9 protein-coding genes are annotated in these 13,161 nt (G+C 65.3%); 3 read left to right on the forward strand and 6 right to left on the reverse strand.

The features are described from left to right. Positions 1-30 precede the first annotated feature (30 nt). Positions 31-1,785, reverse strand: coding sequence for an alkaline phosphatase family protein (locus A3M3_RS24120; RefSeq protein ID WP_081736721.1), 1,755 nt, complete (start codon positions 1,783-1,785; stop codon positions 31-33). Between the two features lie 150 nt (positions 1,786-1,935). On the opposite strand from A3M3_RS24120, the gene A3M3_RS0107390 reads away from it, so the two are divergent. Together A3M3_RS0107390 and A3M3_RS0107395 are read left to right on the forward strand one after the other, a co-directional pair. Further along, positions 1,936-2,577: an ArsR/SmtB family transcription factor gene (locus tag A3M3_RS0107390; protein ID WP_028265811.1), complete on the forward strand. Its 642-nt coding sequence runs from the start codon at positions 1,936-1,938 to the stop codon at positions 2,575-2,577. Continuing rightward, positions 2,570-3,262: an SRPBCC family protein gene (locus tag A3M3_RS0107395; RefSeq protein ID WP_028265812.1), complete on the forward strand. Its 693-nt coding sequence runs from the start codon at positions 2,570-2,572 to the stop codon at positions 3,260-3,262. Before A3M3_RS0107390 ends, A3M3_RS0107395 begins: the two co-directional genes overlap by 8 nt. 124 nt (positions 3,263-3,386) lie before the next feature. Here the strand turns inward: A3M3_RS0107395 and yczR are convergent, their stop codons facing one another. After that, positions 3,387-4,850, reverse strand: a complete 1,464-nt coding sequence (yczR, locus tag A3M3_RS0107400; protein WP_028265813.1) for a MocR-like transcription factor YczR — start codon at positions 4,848-4,850, stop codon at positions 3,387-3,389. A 59-nt stretch (positions 4,851-4,909) separates the two neighbouring features. Here yczR and yczE point away from each other — a divergent pair, with 59 nt between their 5' ends. After that, positions 4,910-5,530, forward strand: a complete 621-nt coding sequence (yczE, locus tag A3M3_RS24125; protein ID WP_035742385.1) for a membrane protein YczE — start codon at positions 4,910-4,912, stop codon at positions 5,528-5,530. A gap of 95 nt (positions 5,531-5,625) precedes the next feature. On the opposite strand, the gene A3M3_RS0107410 is transcribed toward yczE, so the two are convergent. The 4 genes from A3M3_RS0107410 to A3M3_RS0107425 form a co-directional block, all read right to left on the reverse strand. Beyond that, on the reverse strand, positions 5,626-6,549 hold the full coding sequence (locus A3M3_RS0107410; RefSeq protein WP_028265814.1) for an Fpg/Nei family DNA glycosylase: 924 nt from the start codon (positions 6,547-6,549) through the stop codon (positions 5,626-5,628). A gap of 11 nt (positions 6,550-6,560) precedes the next feature. After that, the gene (locus tag A3M3_RS0107415) at positions 6,561-11,555 is read right to left on the reverse strand and encodes an ATP-dependent helicase (RefSeq protein ID WP_028265815.1); all 4,995 of its coding nucleotides are present in this window, start codon (positions 11,553-11,555) and stop codon (positions 6,561-6,563) included. Between the two features lie 76 nt (positions 11,556-11,631). Then, on the reverse strand, positions 11,632-12,282 hold the full coding sequence (locus tag A3M3_RS27350) for a DUF4232 domain-containing protein (RefSeq protein WP_028265816.1): 651 nt from the start codon (positions 12,280-12,282) through the stop codon (positions 11,632-11,634). Between the two features lie 105 nt (positions 12,283-12,387). After that, positions 12,388-13,116, reverse strand: a complete 729-nt coding sequence (locus A3M3_RS0107425; RefSeq protein WP_028265817.1) for a YcnI family copper-binding membrane protein — start codon at positions 13,114-13,116, stop codon at positions 12,388-12,390. Between the last annotated feature and the right edge of the window lie 45 nt (positions 13,117-13,161).

Genomic DNA, 13,161 nt, shown 5'->3' on the forward strand with positions numbered 1-13,161 from the left:
GCCCCTGCCGGGACCGCGTCCGGTATGCGCCTAGTACGTGGCGCCCCCCGAAAGGATGACGGGTTTGATCGGCTGCTGGTTGAAGTTGAAGTCATTCACCAGATTCCCGAGCTGGGGGTTGTTCTCACGGACGTCGGGCCGGGGGTCGGGGCGTCCGTCCGTGGCGGGGTCGAGGCGTTGGCCATGCAGGAAATCGTCTTCGATGAACTTGGCATAGGCATCGTGGCTGAGGATCTGGTGGTCAATGTTGCCTCGTTTGGCGTAGGGGCTGATGACGATTCCGGGAACCCGAAGGCCGTACCCGTCTTGGTCCACCGTGGGCGGGGCCACGTGGTCGTAGAAGCCACCCCAGTCATCCCACGAGAGGAAGATGGCTGTGCTGTTCCACTCCGGACCCGCCATGACCGCGTTGATCAGGCCCGTGACGTACGCCTGTCCGGTGCTGATCAGTGCCGGGGGATGTTCGCTGACGGCTCCTGTCGGGTCGATCCAACTCACGGCAGGCAGGGTACCCTTGCTGGCGGCTGTATAGAAGTTGGTCAGGGACTGGATATTGCCGAGCTGGCCATCCTGCTTCACGGTGTCGAAGTAGGGGAGCGGATTCCAAATGCCCGGTGTTTTGGCGTTCTGAGCTACTGGAGCGCATGACATTGCTGCGTCGTCCTGGCAGTCGGGCTCGGTGCCGTTGAAGACGTAATAGGCCCAAGGCACGTTCTGCCGGTGCAGCAGGTAGGTGAGGTCCGTCCAGGCGTAGTCAGGGGGTGCCAGCAGTTTGGCGGCGGCCAGCAGTCTCTGTTTGAGGGCCTCGGGGAAGGCCGCCTTGTCGATTGCGGCCTGGCAGCTCGTGTAGGAATCCGCGCCGGCACAGTTCTGCACGATGAGGGTGTGTAGTTGCGCGGCCATGTCCGGGGTGATCCCGGCCGCGGAGAGGGCGTCCTGGCAGGCTTTGTTCTGCAGGCCGGCCCGGCATTTGCCGATGAGGGTGGACTGGATCGCGGAGGTAAAGTCCGGCGGATTGCCGGGATTCTGAAGGGCGTTGACGCAGGACTGCGGGTCTCCCGAGCGGCTGCATTTGGCCGACCATTCCGAGACCATATACAGGTGGGCGGGTAGACTCCACGAAGCGTTGGGCTCGAACATGTGGTCCTGAAGCGTGAAGTCCTTCGCATATGCCCAGTAGTTGGGTAGGTCACTCCCATCGTGGTAGCCCATCACGTCGCTTCGGTTGCCGCCCGCGCAGGCTGGGGCGTTCGGTGCGCAGTTGCTTGAGGCTTTCTCGGCTTGTGCGATGAAACCGTCCATTTTTCCGCCGTCAATGTCCGCCGTCGCATTGACCTGGCTGTGCGGTCCGCCGGAGTTCCGGTCCGAAGGATCGTAATACGGTTTCGCGCAGGAGCCGTGGGCCGGATCGGGAACGCACACCGCGGGGGAGCCGTTCTGCATCGGTATCCCGTCCGCTCCCGGGAAGGTGCCGAAGTAGCTGTCGAACGAACGGTTCTCTTGCATGATGACAATGATGTGTTGGATCTTCGAAATCCCTGCTTCCCCCGCAGGTGCGCCGGCATTCCCTGCCGAGGCGCCGGCTGCAGCGGGGGTGCCCGCAGCCACCAAGGACCGGGACCAGGAAACGCCGAAAAAGACGGCGGCACCGACAAATGCGATGATCGCGACGATGGACAAGGCAGCGAGGGCCGGACGCCGTAACGCCCAGTCCCGGACCCGCCCCCTCCGACGCCTGAGCGGCCGATTTGCTCCGGACTCAGCGGGCGGACTATTGGACCTCATCTTGCACCTCACGGACAGTGATACCCGCAGGGTACTCCTTCACCGACCGCAGCGGTACAGGCCGGCAGGGCTCCTTCTGACGGTGTCCCGCAACCTCCGACGAGAAAAAAGTTCTTGACAAGAAAAGTTGTCGGTAGGCAGAATGGAAGCATGTTGGACATCGAAGTGATCGAGGATCCCGCCGCGGCGGAAGCGTCGCTGGACCCGATCCGCACCCGTATTCTGCAGGAACTGGCCGAGCCTGGTTCTGCCACGCAGCTGGCGGTCAAGGTGGGCCTGCCCCGGCAGAAGATCAACTACCACCTGAAAGCCCTGGAGCGTCACGGGCTGGTGGAGCTGGTGGAGGAGCGCAAGAAGGGCAACGTCACCGAACGCGTCTTGCGTGCGACGGCGGCGTCATACCTGATCTCGCCTGTGGCACTCGCGTCCGTGGCGCCGGATCCCCGACGCTTTTCGGACCGCTTTTCCGCTTTCTGGCTCCTGGCGCTCGCGGCCCGGACGGTCCAGGAGATGGGCAAGTTGATAGCGGGCGCGGCCGCGGACAAGAAGAAGCTTGCGAGCTTTGCGATCGACGGCGAGATCACCTTCCGCTCCGCAGCGGACCGCGCCGCCTTTGCCGAGGAGCTCGGCGTCGCGGTGACCCGACTCGTCGACAAGTACCACCGCGGCGGCCCTGGTGCTTCGAGCGAAACGGCGAGCGGCGCACGCAAGCATCGGCTCGTCGTCGTACTTCATCCCGCACTCAAGACAAACACACGGCACTCTCCAGAAAAGGAACAGGACAATGACTGACAACCGTGAATTCGAAATCGTGGCCGACACTGAACTGCCCGGCACTCCTGAACGGGTCTGGCAGGCTGTCACCAAGGACACCTCGGCCTGGATGTTTCCGACCGATCAATGGCCCGCCGTGAAGACCGTGGACGAATACCCCAGCCACCTCGTGACCCGGATGGACGGGCCGGACGGCTGGTTCAACCAGCTCGAGCACGTACTCGAACCACTCGACGGCGGCCGGGCCAAGCTGCACTATGTCCACAGCGGCATCTTCGCCGACAACTGGGAGGACCAGTACGATGGCGCCAGCAAGCACACCGAGTTCTACCTGCATACCTTGGGCCAGTACCTTCAATACTTCGACGGCAAGCCCGTGGTCTTCACTGATATCCAAGGTCCGGGGTCGTCCCAGACGCCCGAGGGCTTCGTGCAACTGAAGAAGGCGCTCGGCGTAGATGGTATTGCGGAAGGTTCAGCGGTTGAGGTGGACGTCGACGGCGTCGGGCGGCTGAGCGGGGTGGTTGACTTCTCCAACCAGCACTTCCTCGGCCTGCGGACGTCGGATACGCTGTACCGCTTCTTCGGCCGAAACTCCTTTGGAGCCCCGGTGGGCATGACGGTGCACGACTTCAGCGGCAGGGGTGATTCCGGGGTGACCGCGAAGGCCTGGGGCGGATTTCTGGAAAAGGTGTACTCGTAAAACCCTGCAGGACCCACCCAACTGCCCCGCCCTGCCCAACTAGCTCGCACTTGTTGTCGCTAAAACGCCTCAGAACGACATCTAATGCGAGTTAGTTGGGTGGGGGAGGCGGAGTTCAGGCCGGCTACGCGACGGCGGCCGGCTCCTTGGGTGCCTTAAGGGTTCTGCGGAGCTGGGGAGAAGCGTCGAGCTTCGCTTGGGCATCGCGCAGTGCCAGTACCGCGGTTTCGAGCTGGGCCGGCGGAAGGGTGTACGGGACGCGCATGAAGTGCTCGAAAGCTCCACCGAGCCCAAAACGCGGCCCGGCTGCCAGCCGAAGACCGAACTCCGGAGCGATGACAGTGAGCGCAGTGCTCGACGGCGTGGGCAGCCTGCACCATGCAGTCAGCCCGCCCCGCGGACGTTCCACGTGCCACTCGGGCAGGTGCTCGGCCAGAAGTCCCAGGAGCGACTCGCGGTTCCGCCGTAGTTCCGCGAGCCTCGCGTCCAGCGGTTCCGTGAACGCCCGGACCAGCCGCGCTGCCGCTAATTGCTCGACGACGGGTCCGCCCAAGTCAGTGGTGGTCCGCGTTGCCACGAAGCGGCTGATCAACTCCTCCTCGGCGCGGATCCACCCGGTTCGGAGCCCAGCCCAATGTGATTTGCTGAGCGAACCGATGGTCACCACCGCTGGACTGAAGGCTGCGAGCGGCGAGGTTTCAACGGCGTCGAGGTTTAACTCCCGAAGGGTCTCGTCCACCACCAGGACAGTGCCCGTGCCCGCCGCTTCGCGGACCAAGCGGCGGCGCTGGAGATTGGACATGACCCGCCCTGTGGGGTTGTGGAAGTCTGGTACGAGGTAGGCCATGGACGGACGTTGGTGTCGCATCGCCGCCACCATTTCCTCGATATCCCAGCCAGCACCGGTCGCCGGCTCAACGGCCGGTGGCATGGGCACCGGCACCGTGCGGGAGCCTGAAGCGCGGATGGCGTCGAGCGCGTTGGGGTAGCTGGGGTGTTCCACGAGGACCTTCTGCTGCCTGCCGGCGAGTGTCCGCAGGATGATGTTCAGGGCGTGTTGGGCCCCGGAAGTCACCAGGATCTGAGCGGCCGTGGTGGGGATGCCTGCTGCGGTGTAACGTTCCGCGATGGCTTCCCGGAGGGGTGGGAGACCGACGGCGTCGTAGCCAAAACCGGGCAACAGCGCCGGAAGGTCAATCAATGCATCGGCAAATGCCCGGTGCACAACCTCGCCGGTGGCCGGCAGTGAAGCATAGGCGAGGTCGAGAATCCCTGCCGGAACGGCGAGGCCAGGCCCGCTGACGGGAACCGTCCGGTGCGGAATGCCCGTCCGGCCCCGGCTCCCTTGGCTACCACTGAGAAAGCCTTGCTCGCGCAGGCTCGCGTAGGCGGCGGTGACCGTGGTCCGGCTGACGCCCAAGGTGCTCGCCAGCGCGCGTTCGCTGGGCAGTGCGACGTCCAGCGGGATGCGTCCGTCCATCACCAAAAGGCGTACGACGTCGGCAAGCTCGCGGTAGGCGGGCGCGGCGCCAGTGTTCCACGCCCCGAGGAGACGGGCCATGGCTGGGGGGTTCAGGGATCCGGACATGAGACCAGTATCGCAAACTGGCTATGGAAAGCAATGCCAGTTTTCGGGAGCATGGTTTCATGATGACCCGCAGAATCACCCAGCTCCTGATCGGCCTCGCAATGTATGGGATTTCCCTGGCCATGTTCATCCGGGCCGGTCTTGGCTTGGATCCCTGGGATGTGTTCCACCAGGGCGTCTCGGGAAAGATCGGGTGGAGCATCGGTACCGTGGTGGTGGTGGTCAGCTTCCTCGTGCTGCTCCTCTGGATACCGCTGCGGCAAATGCCCGGCTTCGGAACCCTAGCCAACGCCGTGTTGGTGGGCGTCTTCGCGGACATCGGTCTGTCCCTGATCCCTGCCTTCTCGCACTTGGAGGGCCAGATCGCCATGCTCGCCGGTGCCGTGGTCCTCAATGGCATCGCCTCCGCTTGCTACATCGGGGCACGCCTTGGCCCTGGTGCTCGCGATGGACTGATGACTGGACTTGCCCGGCGCACAGGCTGGTCGGTGCGTCTGTCCCGGACTTTGATCGAGGTGGTGGTGCTGGGGGTGGGTTGGCTGCTTGGCGGATCGCTCGGCGTCGGAACCGTCGTCTACGCCTTGGCCATTGGGCCAGTGGTCCAACTGTTGCTGCCCATGTTCACGGTTCCGATGCAGGCTCCGCGAAGTGTTCAGCAAGAGGTTCCGGCCGCTCCGTGACTCGGCTTCGTCCTGGCGACTCGCAAATTTCCGCACGACACTCGTATTCGGGCGTCCCCAGGGAATCTCCGCGTCGCCAGGCAATTTGGTTGTCGTCAATGAGTGGGCTGGCACTTCGGACAGAAGTAGATGTTCCGGTCTTCCAGACCTGATGCCGGGCCCAGCATTGCGCGGCGAATGGGTGTGCCACAGCGCAGGCACGGCTGGTTCTCGCGGCCGTAGACCCAATATCCAGGACGAGGAACCCCCCGGATACCAGGGAGCATGGAACCACGAGTGATCCTTCGCCCCGGTCCCAAGTTGGCTTCAAGCAGCGCCTTGGATTCTGCGAGCATCCCCGTCAGATCCGGCACCGCGGATACCGGCGCGGCAGGATGCACTCCCGCAAGGAAGCACGCCTCGCAGCGGTAGATGTTGCCAATACCGGCCACGTTCCGTTGGTCCAGGAGTGCCAAACCAATCGGCGTTTCCGGTGCGCCTCGCAACCGGCGCACGGCTTCTTCAGTGTCCCAATCCGGCCCGAGGAGATCCGGGCCAAGATGGCCCACCACGCGGTGCTCTTCCGGCGTAGGGATCACATCCAGGATCCCCAAAGAGAAGCCGACGACGTCGGCCGTCGCCGTGCGGAGCACGCACCTGGCCGTGTGGCCCGGTTTCCTCCAACGGCCGCCGGGGGCATAGACCTGCCAGCTTCCTTCCATTTTCAAATGCGAATGGATCGTCAGGGCGCGCCGCGGCGGCCCGGCATCCGCCGCACGGGCATTCGGCGAAGCCGCCGCCGAACCAGGGGGAGCCGAACCGGGGGGAGCCGATCCGGGCGCCTCCGATCCAGCCCCCGCCGGCTCCAGCACGCGCATGAGCAAATGCTTTCCCCTCGGCACTACCTCGGACACGGTCCATCCGGCCAGGTTCAGGGTGGCGAATCTGGGCACGCGGAAGTCCGAGGAGGTGAGCACCTGACCACCCAGGGCCTTGTGAAGCTCCGCGGCTGCCCGCCAGACCGAGTCGCCCTCAGGCATGGATCCTCATTTCAGGCACGGATCCGCAATCCCTTCGGTGTGGAGTACGCGCCCGCGGCGGCAAGGGCAGAAGCCACGGGAGTGTCCAGAAGGTCATGGCCATTGACTTTCTCCATGATCAATTTGTCCACGGCTCCCCGGCGCACCACGCCTACGAGCGCCGCAGCGGCGGCCGCCAGGACGGCGTCGTCATGGCTGAAGGTGAGCAGGGTCTTCCCGCCGCGCTCAACGTACAGAACCAAGGCGCCGTCGACCATCACCACCAATGCTCCGGCCTTGCGTCCGGGACGGTGACCCGATCCAGCATCGACGGCGAGGGCGGGCCACGGGAGGGCCGCGCCATATGGGTTGGCGGGATCCGTGCTGGCAAGGGCCAGAGCGACTGGCTCGGCCTTGGCGAGTTGGGCGTCCTCCGTGAAGGAGCGCAAGCGATCCACCGTGGCGGGAACGGCAAACTGGGCTGCTCCGAGGTGCTCGATGAAGTAGCCCCGGCGGCACCGCCCGGCTTCTTCGAGGCGCGCCAGGACCTTGTACATCAGGCCGAATCCGCCCACGATGTTCTCCACCATGACTGAGCCGCGGGTCACTACGCCGTACCTGTCGAGAAGGAGCTCGGCGGTGCCTCGCGCATGGATAGTGGGATCGAGCTCGGGTGCGGGCAGGGCTGACCAGCGCCCCACGGCCAGCGGGGGAGTGGGAGCTGTGCCGGTGACTGAACCATAACGCCCGCCCGTGAGTCCCGGGGATCCCATCAGACCCGTGCCATGCGAGCGGCCGAGCCTGCTCATCCGCAAGGACCTGGCACGTGGAGGGCGGGCAACCTGCTTGTGCGCCGTGCGGCCGCCGGCAATCATTGCCCGAACGGGGGCGAAGGTGTCGCCTGTGATGCGGCCGGCCCAGACGAGATCCCACAGGGCGGCCACCACGGCGTCGTCGCTCAGTACCGCGTCCATGCCGCCCGCAACCTCCGTGAGTTGCCGGAAGAAATAGGCGCCTCCACCGGTCTGCAAGTACTCCAAGAGGCGGAGCTGGGCATCGCCGGGCTCGGAATCAAGGTCCGGGTTGAGCGTCAGTTCCGCGGCTTCCGCCACATGGAGGCTGATCCAACCGTCGTTTCCGGGCAACGATCCCGCCCCGGACCACAAGACTTCACCGGCGGCCATGAGCTCATCCAACATGGCTGGCTGGTAATCGGAGATCCGGCTGGCAAGCACCAAAGGCTCCCACGCCGACGCGGGAACCGGCACGCCGGAGAGCTGGTCGACGGCGGTCATGATGCCGTCCAACCCACGCAGTGCCTGGGCACCACGGGAACGGCCGGCAACGGGCACGGACACGTTCTGCCAGGCGGGCAGGAAGCGGCCATACGCGGCAGCGTCCACCGGTTCTACTTCAGCACGCAGCGCGGCAAGGGAACGACGCCGGAGCTTGCGTAGTACTTCGGAGTCGCACCATTCGCTGCTGGATGGGACTCCGCGGAGGGGAATGGTAGGAACCTCCGGCACCGCAACGGGCTCTGCCCCTGCCTCGGGCAGCGCCGCCGGCACGGTGGGGTGCGGGCGGAACTCGCCCTCCACCACCCTTCCGTCCGCCGCCAAACGTTTCAGGGCAGTGCTTACGACGGCGACACCCAGTCCCAGCCGGGCCGCGGCCTCCTCGGCCGTGAACGGTCCGTGGGTTCTTGCGTAACGGGAGACCAGGTCCCCGAGCGGATCGTGGACTGGTTCGATGAAGGCAAGCGGCACCCCCATGGGCAACGGAACGCCAATGGCATCCCGCAGCCGGGACGCGTCCTCGATTGCCGCGAATCGTTCCGTTCCGCCGAGGGTGACGGTGAGGGCGCGATTGGCCTTCCGCAAAGCAGCCAGATGCGATGCAGCAACTAGGTGCATGGCGGGCAGATCTGCGGCGACATCCTCCCCTTCCCCGGGCTGCAACCTGGCGGCGACTTCTTCCACGTTCAACGGCCCCAACAAGCGCAGCAAGTCAGCGACGCCTTCCATGCCACGGACACGCCGGTCCGGTGCTAGCCGCTGAAGCTCGAGTTCGGTGGCATCTACGACTTTTGCGTCGAGGAGTTCGCGTAGTTCCACCCGGCCGAGGAGTTCGTTCAAGAGCGTGGAGTCGAGGGCCAAGGCCGCGGCCCTTCGCTCGGCGAGCGGCGAATCGCCTTCGTACAGGTACTGCGCTACGTAGCCAAAGAGCAGCGACTTGGCGAATGGTGAGGGCTGTTGCGTGGTGGTCTGTACCAAGCGCAGTTCCCGGCGCTCGATCGAGGCGGCAATGTCTTTCAGTGCGGGCAGATCGTAGACATCCTGGAGACATTCACGCACGGTTTCGAGCACGATCGGGAAGGACGGGTATTTCTTGGCGACATCCAGCAATTGCGCGGATCGTTGCCGTTGTTGCCAGAGCGGCTGCCTCTTTCCCGGATTTTGCCGTGGCAACAAGAGGGCGCGCGCGGCGCATTCGCGGAAGCGCGAGGCGAACAATGCGCTGCCGCCAACCTCCGCCGTCACGATCTGCTCAAGTTCCTCCGGGTCGAAGAGGAACAACTCAGCCCCGGGAGGCTCGTCCTCCATCATCGGCACTCGAAGCACGATGCCGTCGTCGGCGGCCATCGCGGAACCGTCCAGCCCGTAGCGCTGCTGGAGCCGCTGCCCGACGGCGAGTGCCCAAGGAGCGTGGACCGGCATGCCGAAGGGGCTGTGCAGCACTACGCGCCAGTCGCCGAGTTCGTCATGGAAGCGCTCGACGACGAGCGTCCGGTCATTGGGGACCACTTCCGTGGCCTGCTTCTGTTCGCTCAAATACTGGATCAGGTTGCCGGCGGCGTAGTCGTCCAGCCCGCTGGCCTTGCAGCGTTCCAGCGCTGGACCTTGATCCGAGGCGGAGAGTTCGCGCACGAATGCTCCGAGTGCCCGGCCGAGATCCACTGGCCGGCCCAGGGAATCGCCTTTCCAGAAGGGGAGTTTTCCTGGCTGGCCGAAGGCAGGCGAGACCAGGACACGGTCGTGGGTGATGTCTTCGATCTTCCAGCTGGTGGCGCCCAAGGCGAAGACGTCCCCGACGCGTGATTCGTAGACCATTTCTTCGTCGAGCTCGCCGACGCGTCGTCCACCTTTGGCAGCGCGCGACGCCGGACTGGGCTCCTGCGCGGACGTGTCGCCGGCGTTGCCGGAGCGAGAGCCGGAGCCTTCGGTTTCTGTGCCGATGATGTACACGCCAAAGAGCCCGCGGTCCGGGATGGTTCCGCCCGAGGTCACGGCAAGGCGCTGTGCCCCCGGCCGGCCTTCGATGGTGCCGGCGTTACGGTCCCATACGATGCGCGGCCGGAGCTCGGCGAACTCGTCCGAGGGATACCGGCCGGCCAAGAGGTCCAAGGTGGCTTCGAAAGCGGAACGGGGCAACGTAGCAAACGGGGCGGAGCGGCGCACGGTAGCGAACCATTCCTCAACTTCGATGCTTCCGAGTGCCGTTGCGGCGACTGTCTGTTGGGCAAGGATGTCCAAGGGGTTGGCCGGAACATGGAGGCGCTCGATCTTCCCGCCCAGCATCCGTTCCACGGTGATGGCAGTGTGGACGAGGTCGGCCCGGTGCTTGGGGAAGAGCACGCCCTCGGAAATCTCACCCACCTGGTGGCCCGCGCGTCCCACCCGCTGCAGTCCGCTGGCCACCGACGGCGGAGACTCGACCTGGACGACCAAGTCCACGGCCCCCATGTCGATGCCGAGTTCCAGCGATGACGTGGCCACGACGCAGCGCAGCCGGCCGGATTTGAGATCGTCTTCGATGAGTGCCCGCTGGTCCTTGGAGACGGAACCGTGGTGCGCCCTTGCCAAGACTGGATCCGCGCCGCTAGTGCTTCCCGCCTGGGCCATCATGTGCGCGGGCGTCGCCGTCGAGGACGGCAATCCCGTGGATGGCAATCCGAAATCAGGGGCGGGTGAATCCAGCCCGGCCCCGGAGAAGACGTCCACCGCCATGAGCTGGCGCTCGGCGTAGATCTCGTTCAGCCGGGCCGTGAGCCGCTCCGCCAGGCGCCGGGAGTTGGCAAACACAATAGTGGACTGTTTCGAGAGGACGAGATCGACGATTTTCTCCTCCACATGCGGCCAGATGGACGCTTGCGGTTGGAGCCCGGAGGCCGGCCCGGAGTCGAAGGCGCCTGCAGCTCCTGCCAGGTCCGACATGTCCTCCACAGGAACGCTGACGGTGAGGTTCCAGTTCTTGCGGGATGGCGGTGCGACGATTTCCACGGGAGCCGAGCCCGCCAGGAACTGCGCCACCAACTCCCGTGGCTCCACGGTGGCCGAGAGTCCGATCCGTTGAGCGGGCTGGGGCAGGAGCGCATCGAGCCGTTCCAATGACACGGCAAGGTGGGCTCCACGCTTGGTGCCGGCAACCGCGTGGACCTCGTCCACGATCACAGTGTCCACCTCGCTGAGTGTCTCCCTGGCCTTCGAAGTCAGCATGAGGAAAAGGGACTCGGGCGTGGTGATCAGGATGTCCGGCGGGTGGCTGAGCAGCGCGCGGCGGTCCGCCGTCGTCGTATCCCCCGAACGGACGCCGACGCTGACCAAGGGAGCTGGCAAACCGAGCCGCTTGGCGGTTTGGGTAATGCCGATCAACGGCGAGCGGAGGTTGCGCTCGACATCGACGCCGAGTGCTTTCAGCGGTGAGATGTACAGTACGCGGGTCTTGCGTCGGGGGGCCTTGGGGCGGGTACGGCCGGGTGTTTCTTCAAGTCCCGGAAGGGCGTCGACCGAGGCAACCGGGGAAACGGACAAGAGCCGGTCCAGCGCCCACAGGAACGCGGCGAGCGTCTTGCCGGAGCCGGTAGGAGCCACCACTAGAGCATGCGAGCCCGAAGAAATGGCCTTCCACGCGCCATCCTGGGCAGGTGTGGGTGCCGAGAACGCACCGAGGAACCACTCGCGCGTGGCACGGCTGAAGCGGTCCATGGCCGTAGTGCCAGGACCGCCCGTTAGCTCCTGCTCCTGCATTCCTCCATCATGCCTCACGGCACCGACACAATAAGGAACAGCGCAAGATAAGGTTCAGGGGCTAAGCCCCGACGCCCTACCCTGCTTGGAAAGCCTGGACGCTCAAGAGGTTGATGTTGGTATTGCTGCAGGCCGTATATGGCTGCGGAACGAAGAGCGACGCGGTGTCCTCGGGCGGGTACACCCGGAACCCGGCGGCAGGAACCTGGGTGCAGTCCATGTAGTTGCCGGCCTGGGTGTACCGTAGCTGGGCGAATCCGGCTTTCCCGGGAGCGAGGACGACTTCTGCCACCGGCTGGGTGTCATCGCGCGCGGCGGCCGCGCCGATCGGATCTCCGGTGGGTCCCGCGACGAGGGACACGCCAGGGAAGCCCCTCAGAACACAGGATTCCGTCCCCGAATTCGTGAGGATGAGCTTCATGTAGACGCTGCCTGCCGCACCGCCGCCCGTGGAATCGACGGAAGCCATCAGCGAGGCCGCTTTGCAGAGGGCGACGCCGGACGTCGTCGTCGCGGTGCTTGACGGTGTGGAACTGCCACTGGCGCTGGAACTGGCACTGGGAGCAGTCGAGGCTGAGTCCGAAGACGAGGCCGAAGGCGTCCCGCTCGCCGAGCTTGTGCTTGTGCTTTGGCTTTGGGTCTGGCCCTGGGCGCAGCCCGGGAGCAGGAATATCGAGGCCGCTGCCACCATGAGCAGGAGACCGTTCTTGACTCGCATGTTCGTCATGCGCAAAGCCTTTCGTCGTCATTTGCCCGAGTCAACTGCGGCGCGGCAGTGGCGCCGGATTGGCGTCCGGATCGTAATGTTCCGGACGCCAACCCAGCGGACTCGCTACTGGGACACGGAAGCCTTGGCGGAGCGCCTGCGGAAGAACGCCGCTGCACCCAGCCCCAGCCCTGCCACACCGGCAATCAAGCCGGCCCAGCTGCGCGCCTGCGAACCGTCGTCGGTCACGGAAGCTGCTTGCTCTGTGGAGATGGCAGCAGCCAGGTGACCACTATCTGCGGTAGCGTTCGCGGCCGTGACGGCCACCGACGGTGCCGGCGCCTTCAAGGTGTGCGGGTCCTGGCCGTCCTTGGGGATTTCAGCCCAGTTGGTCTGCCCTTGCTCACAATTCTGGAGGGTGGGGAAGTAGAGCGTCTTGCCAGCGGTGTCGGGAAGCTTCACGGACAGGACCAAGGCGTCGCGCAAGTGCGGGTCCAGCGGGGCCTTGGCCGTGTAGACGATCTGGCTCGTGCGCTTGGTGATGGACGTGCCGTCTGCCAGCTTCTTGGGCTCGGGCAGCGTCTGCGTCACTTTCTCGACGGTCCAGTTGGGGTTCACGGTGGGCGTCGCGTCCATCAGGTCCTCAGGGAGGTTGATGGTCAGCTTGGTGGTTCCTGAGGTGTCGCAACCGTGGGGCACGCCGAAGGTCAGCAGTGAGTACGAGTTGGCCGTGGTCTTGTCCGGGTTGATGGAGACGTGGGCCGAGGCGCCGGCGAGGCCGGCCATCATCAGGGCGGCGGTGCCTCCCGCGATTGCAGTGGCGGAGAGGGCGCTGCGAAGCGAGGACTTTTTCATGGGTGTTGCCTTTCAACGGGCACGCGAAAGCGCGCCAAAGTGCGG

Origin of the sequence: Arthrobacter sp. MA-N2, assembly GCF_000517125.1 — a bacterium.
Lineage (GTDB): Bacteria > Actinomycetota > Actinomycetes > Actinomycetales > Micrococcaceae > Arthrobacter > Arthrobacter methylotrophus.

Bases quoted from the DNA above. Each gene is read 5' to 3' on its own strand.
- A3M3_RS0107415 (WP_028265815.1), bottom strand. From the start codon at position 11,555: ATGCAGGAGCAGGAGCTAACGGGCGGTCCTGGCACTACGGCCATGGAC.
- A3M3_RS0107425 (WP_028265817.1), bottom strand. From the start codon at position 13,116: ATGAAAAAGTCCTCGCTTCGCAGCGCCCTCTCCGCCACTGCAATCGCG.
- A3M3_RS0107395 (WP_028265812.1), top strand. From the start codon at position 2,570: ATGACTGACAACCGTGAATTCGAAATCGTGGCCGACACTGAACTGCCC.
- A3M3_RS27350 (WP_028265816.1), bottom strand. From the start codon at position 12,282: ATGACGAACATGCGAGTCAAGAACGGTCTCCTGCTCATGGTGGCAGCG.
- yczE (WP_035742385.1), top strand. From the start codon at position 4,910: ATGATGACCCGCAGAATCACCCAGCTCCTGATCGGCCTCGCAATGTAT.
- A3M3_RS0107390 (WP_028265811.1), top strand. From the start codon at position 1,936: ATGTTGGACATCGAAGTGATCGAGGATCCCGCCGCGGCGGAAGCGTCG.
- A3M3_RS0107410 (WP_028265814.1), bottom strand. From the start codon at position 6,549: ATGCCTGAGGGCGACTCGGTCTGGCGGGCAGCCGCGGAGCTTCACAAG.
- yczR (WP_028265813.1), bottom strand. From the start codon at position 4,850: ATGTCCGGATCCCTGAACCCCCCAGCCATGGCCCGTCTCCTCGGGGCG.
- A3M3_RS24120 (WP_081736721.1), bottom strand. From the start codon at position 1,785: ATGAGGTCCAATAGTCCGCCCGCTGAGTCCGGAGCAAATCGGCCGCTC.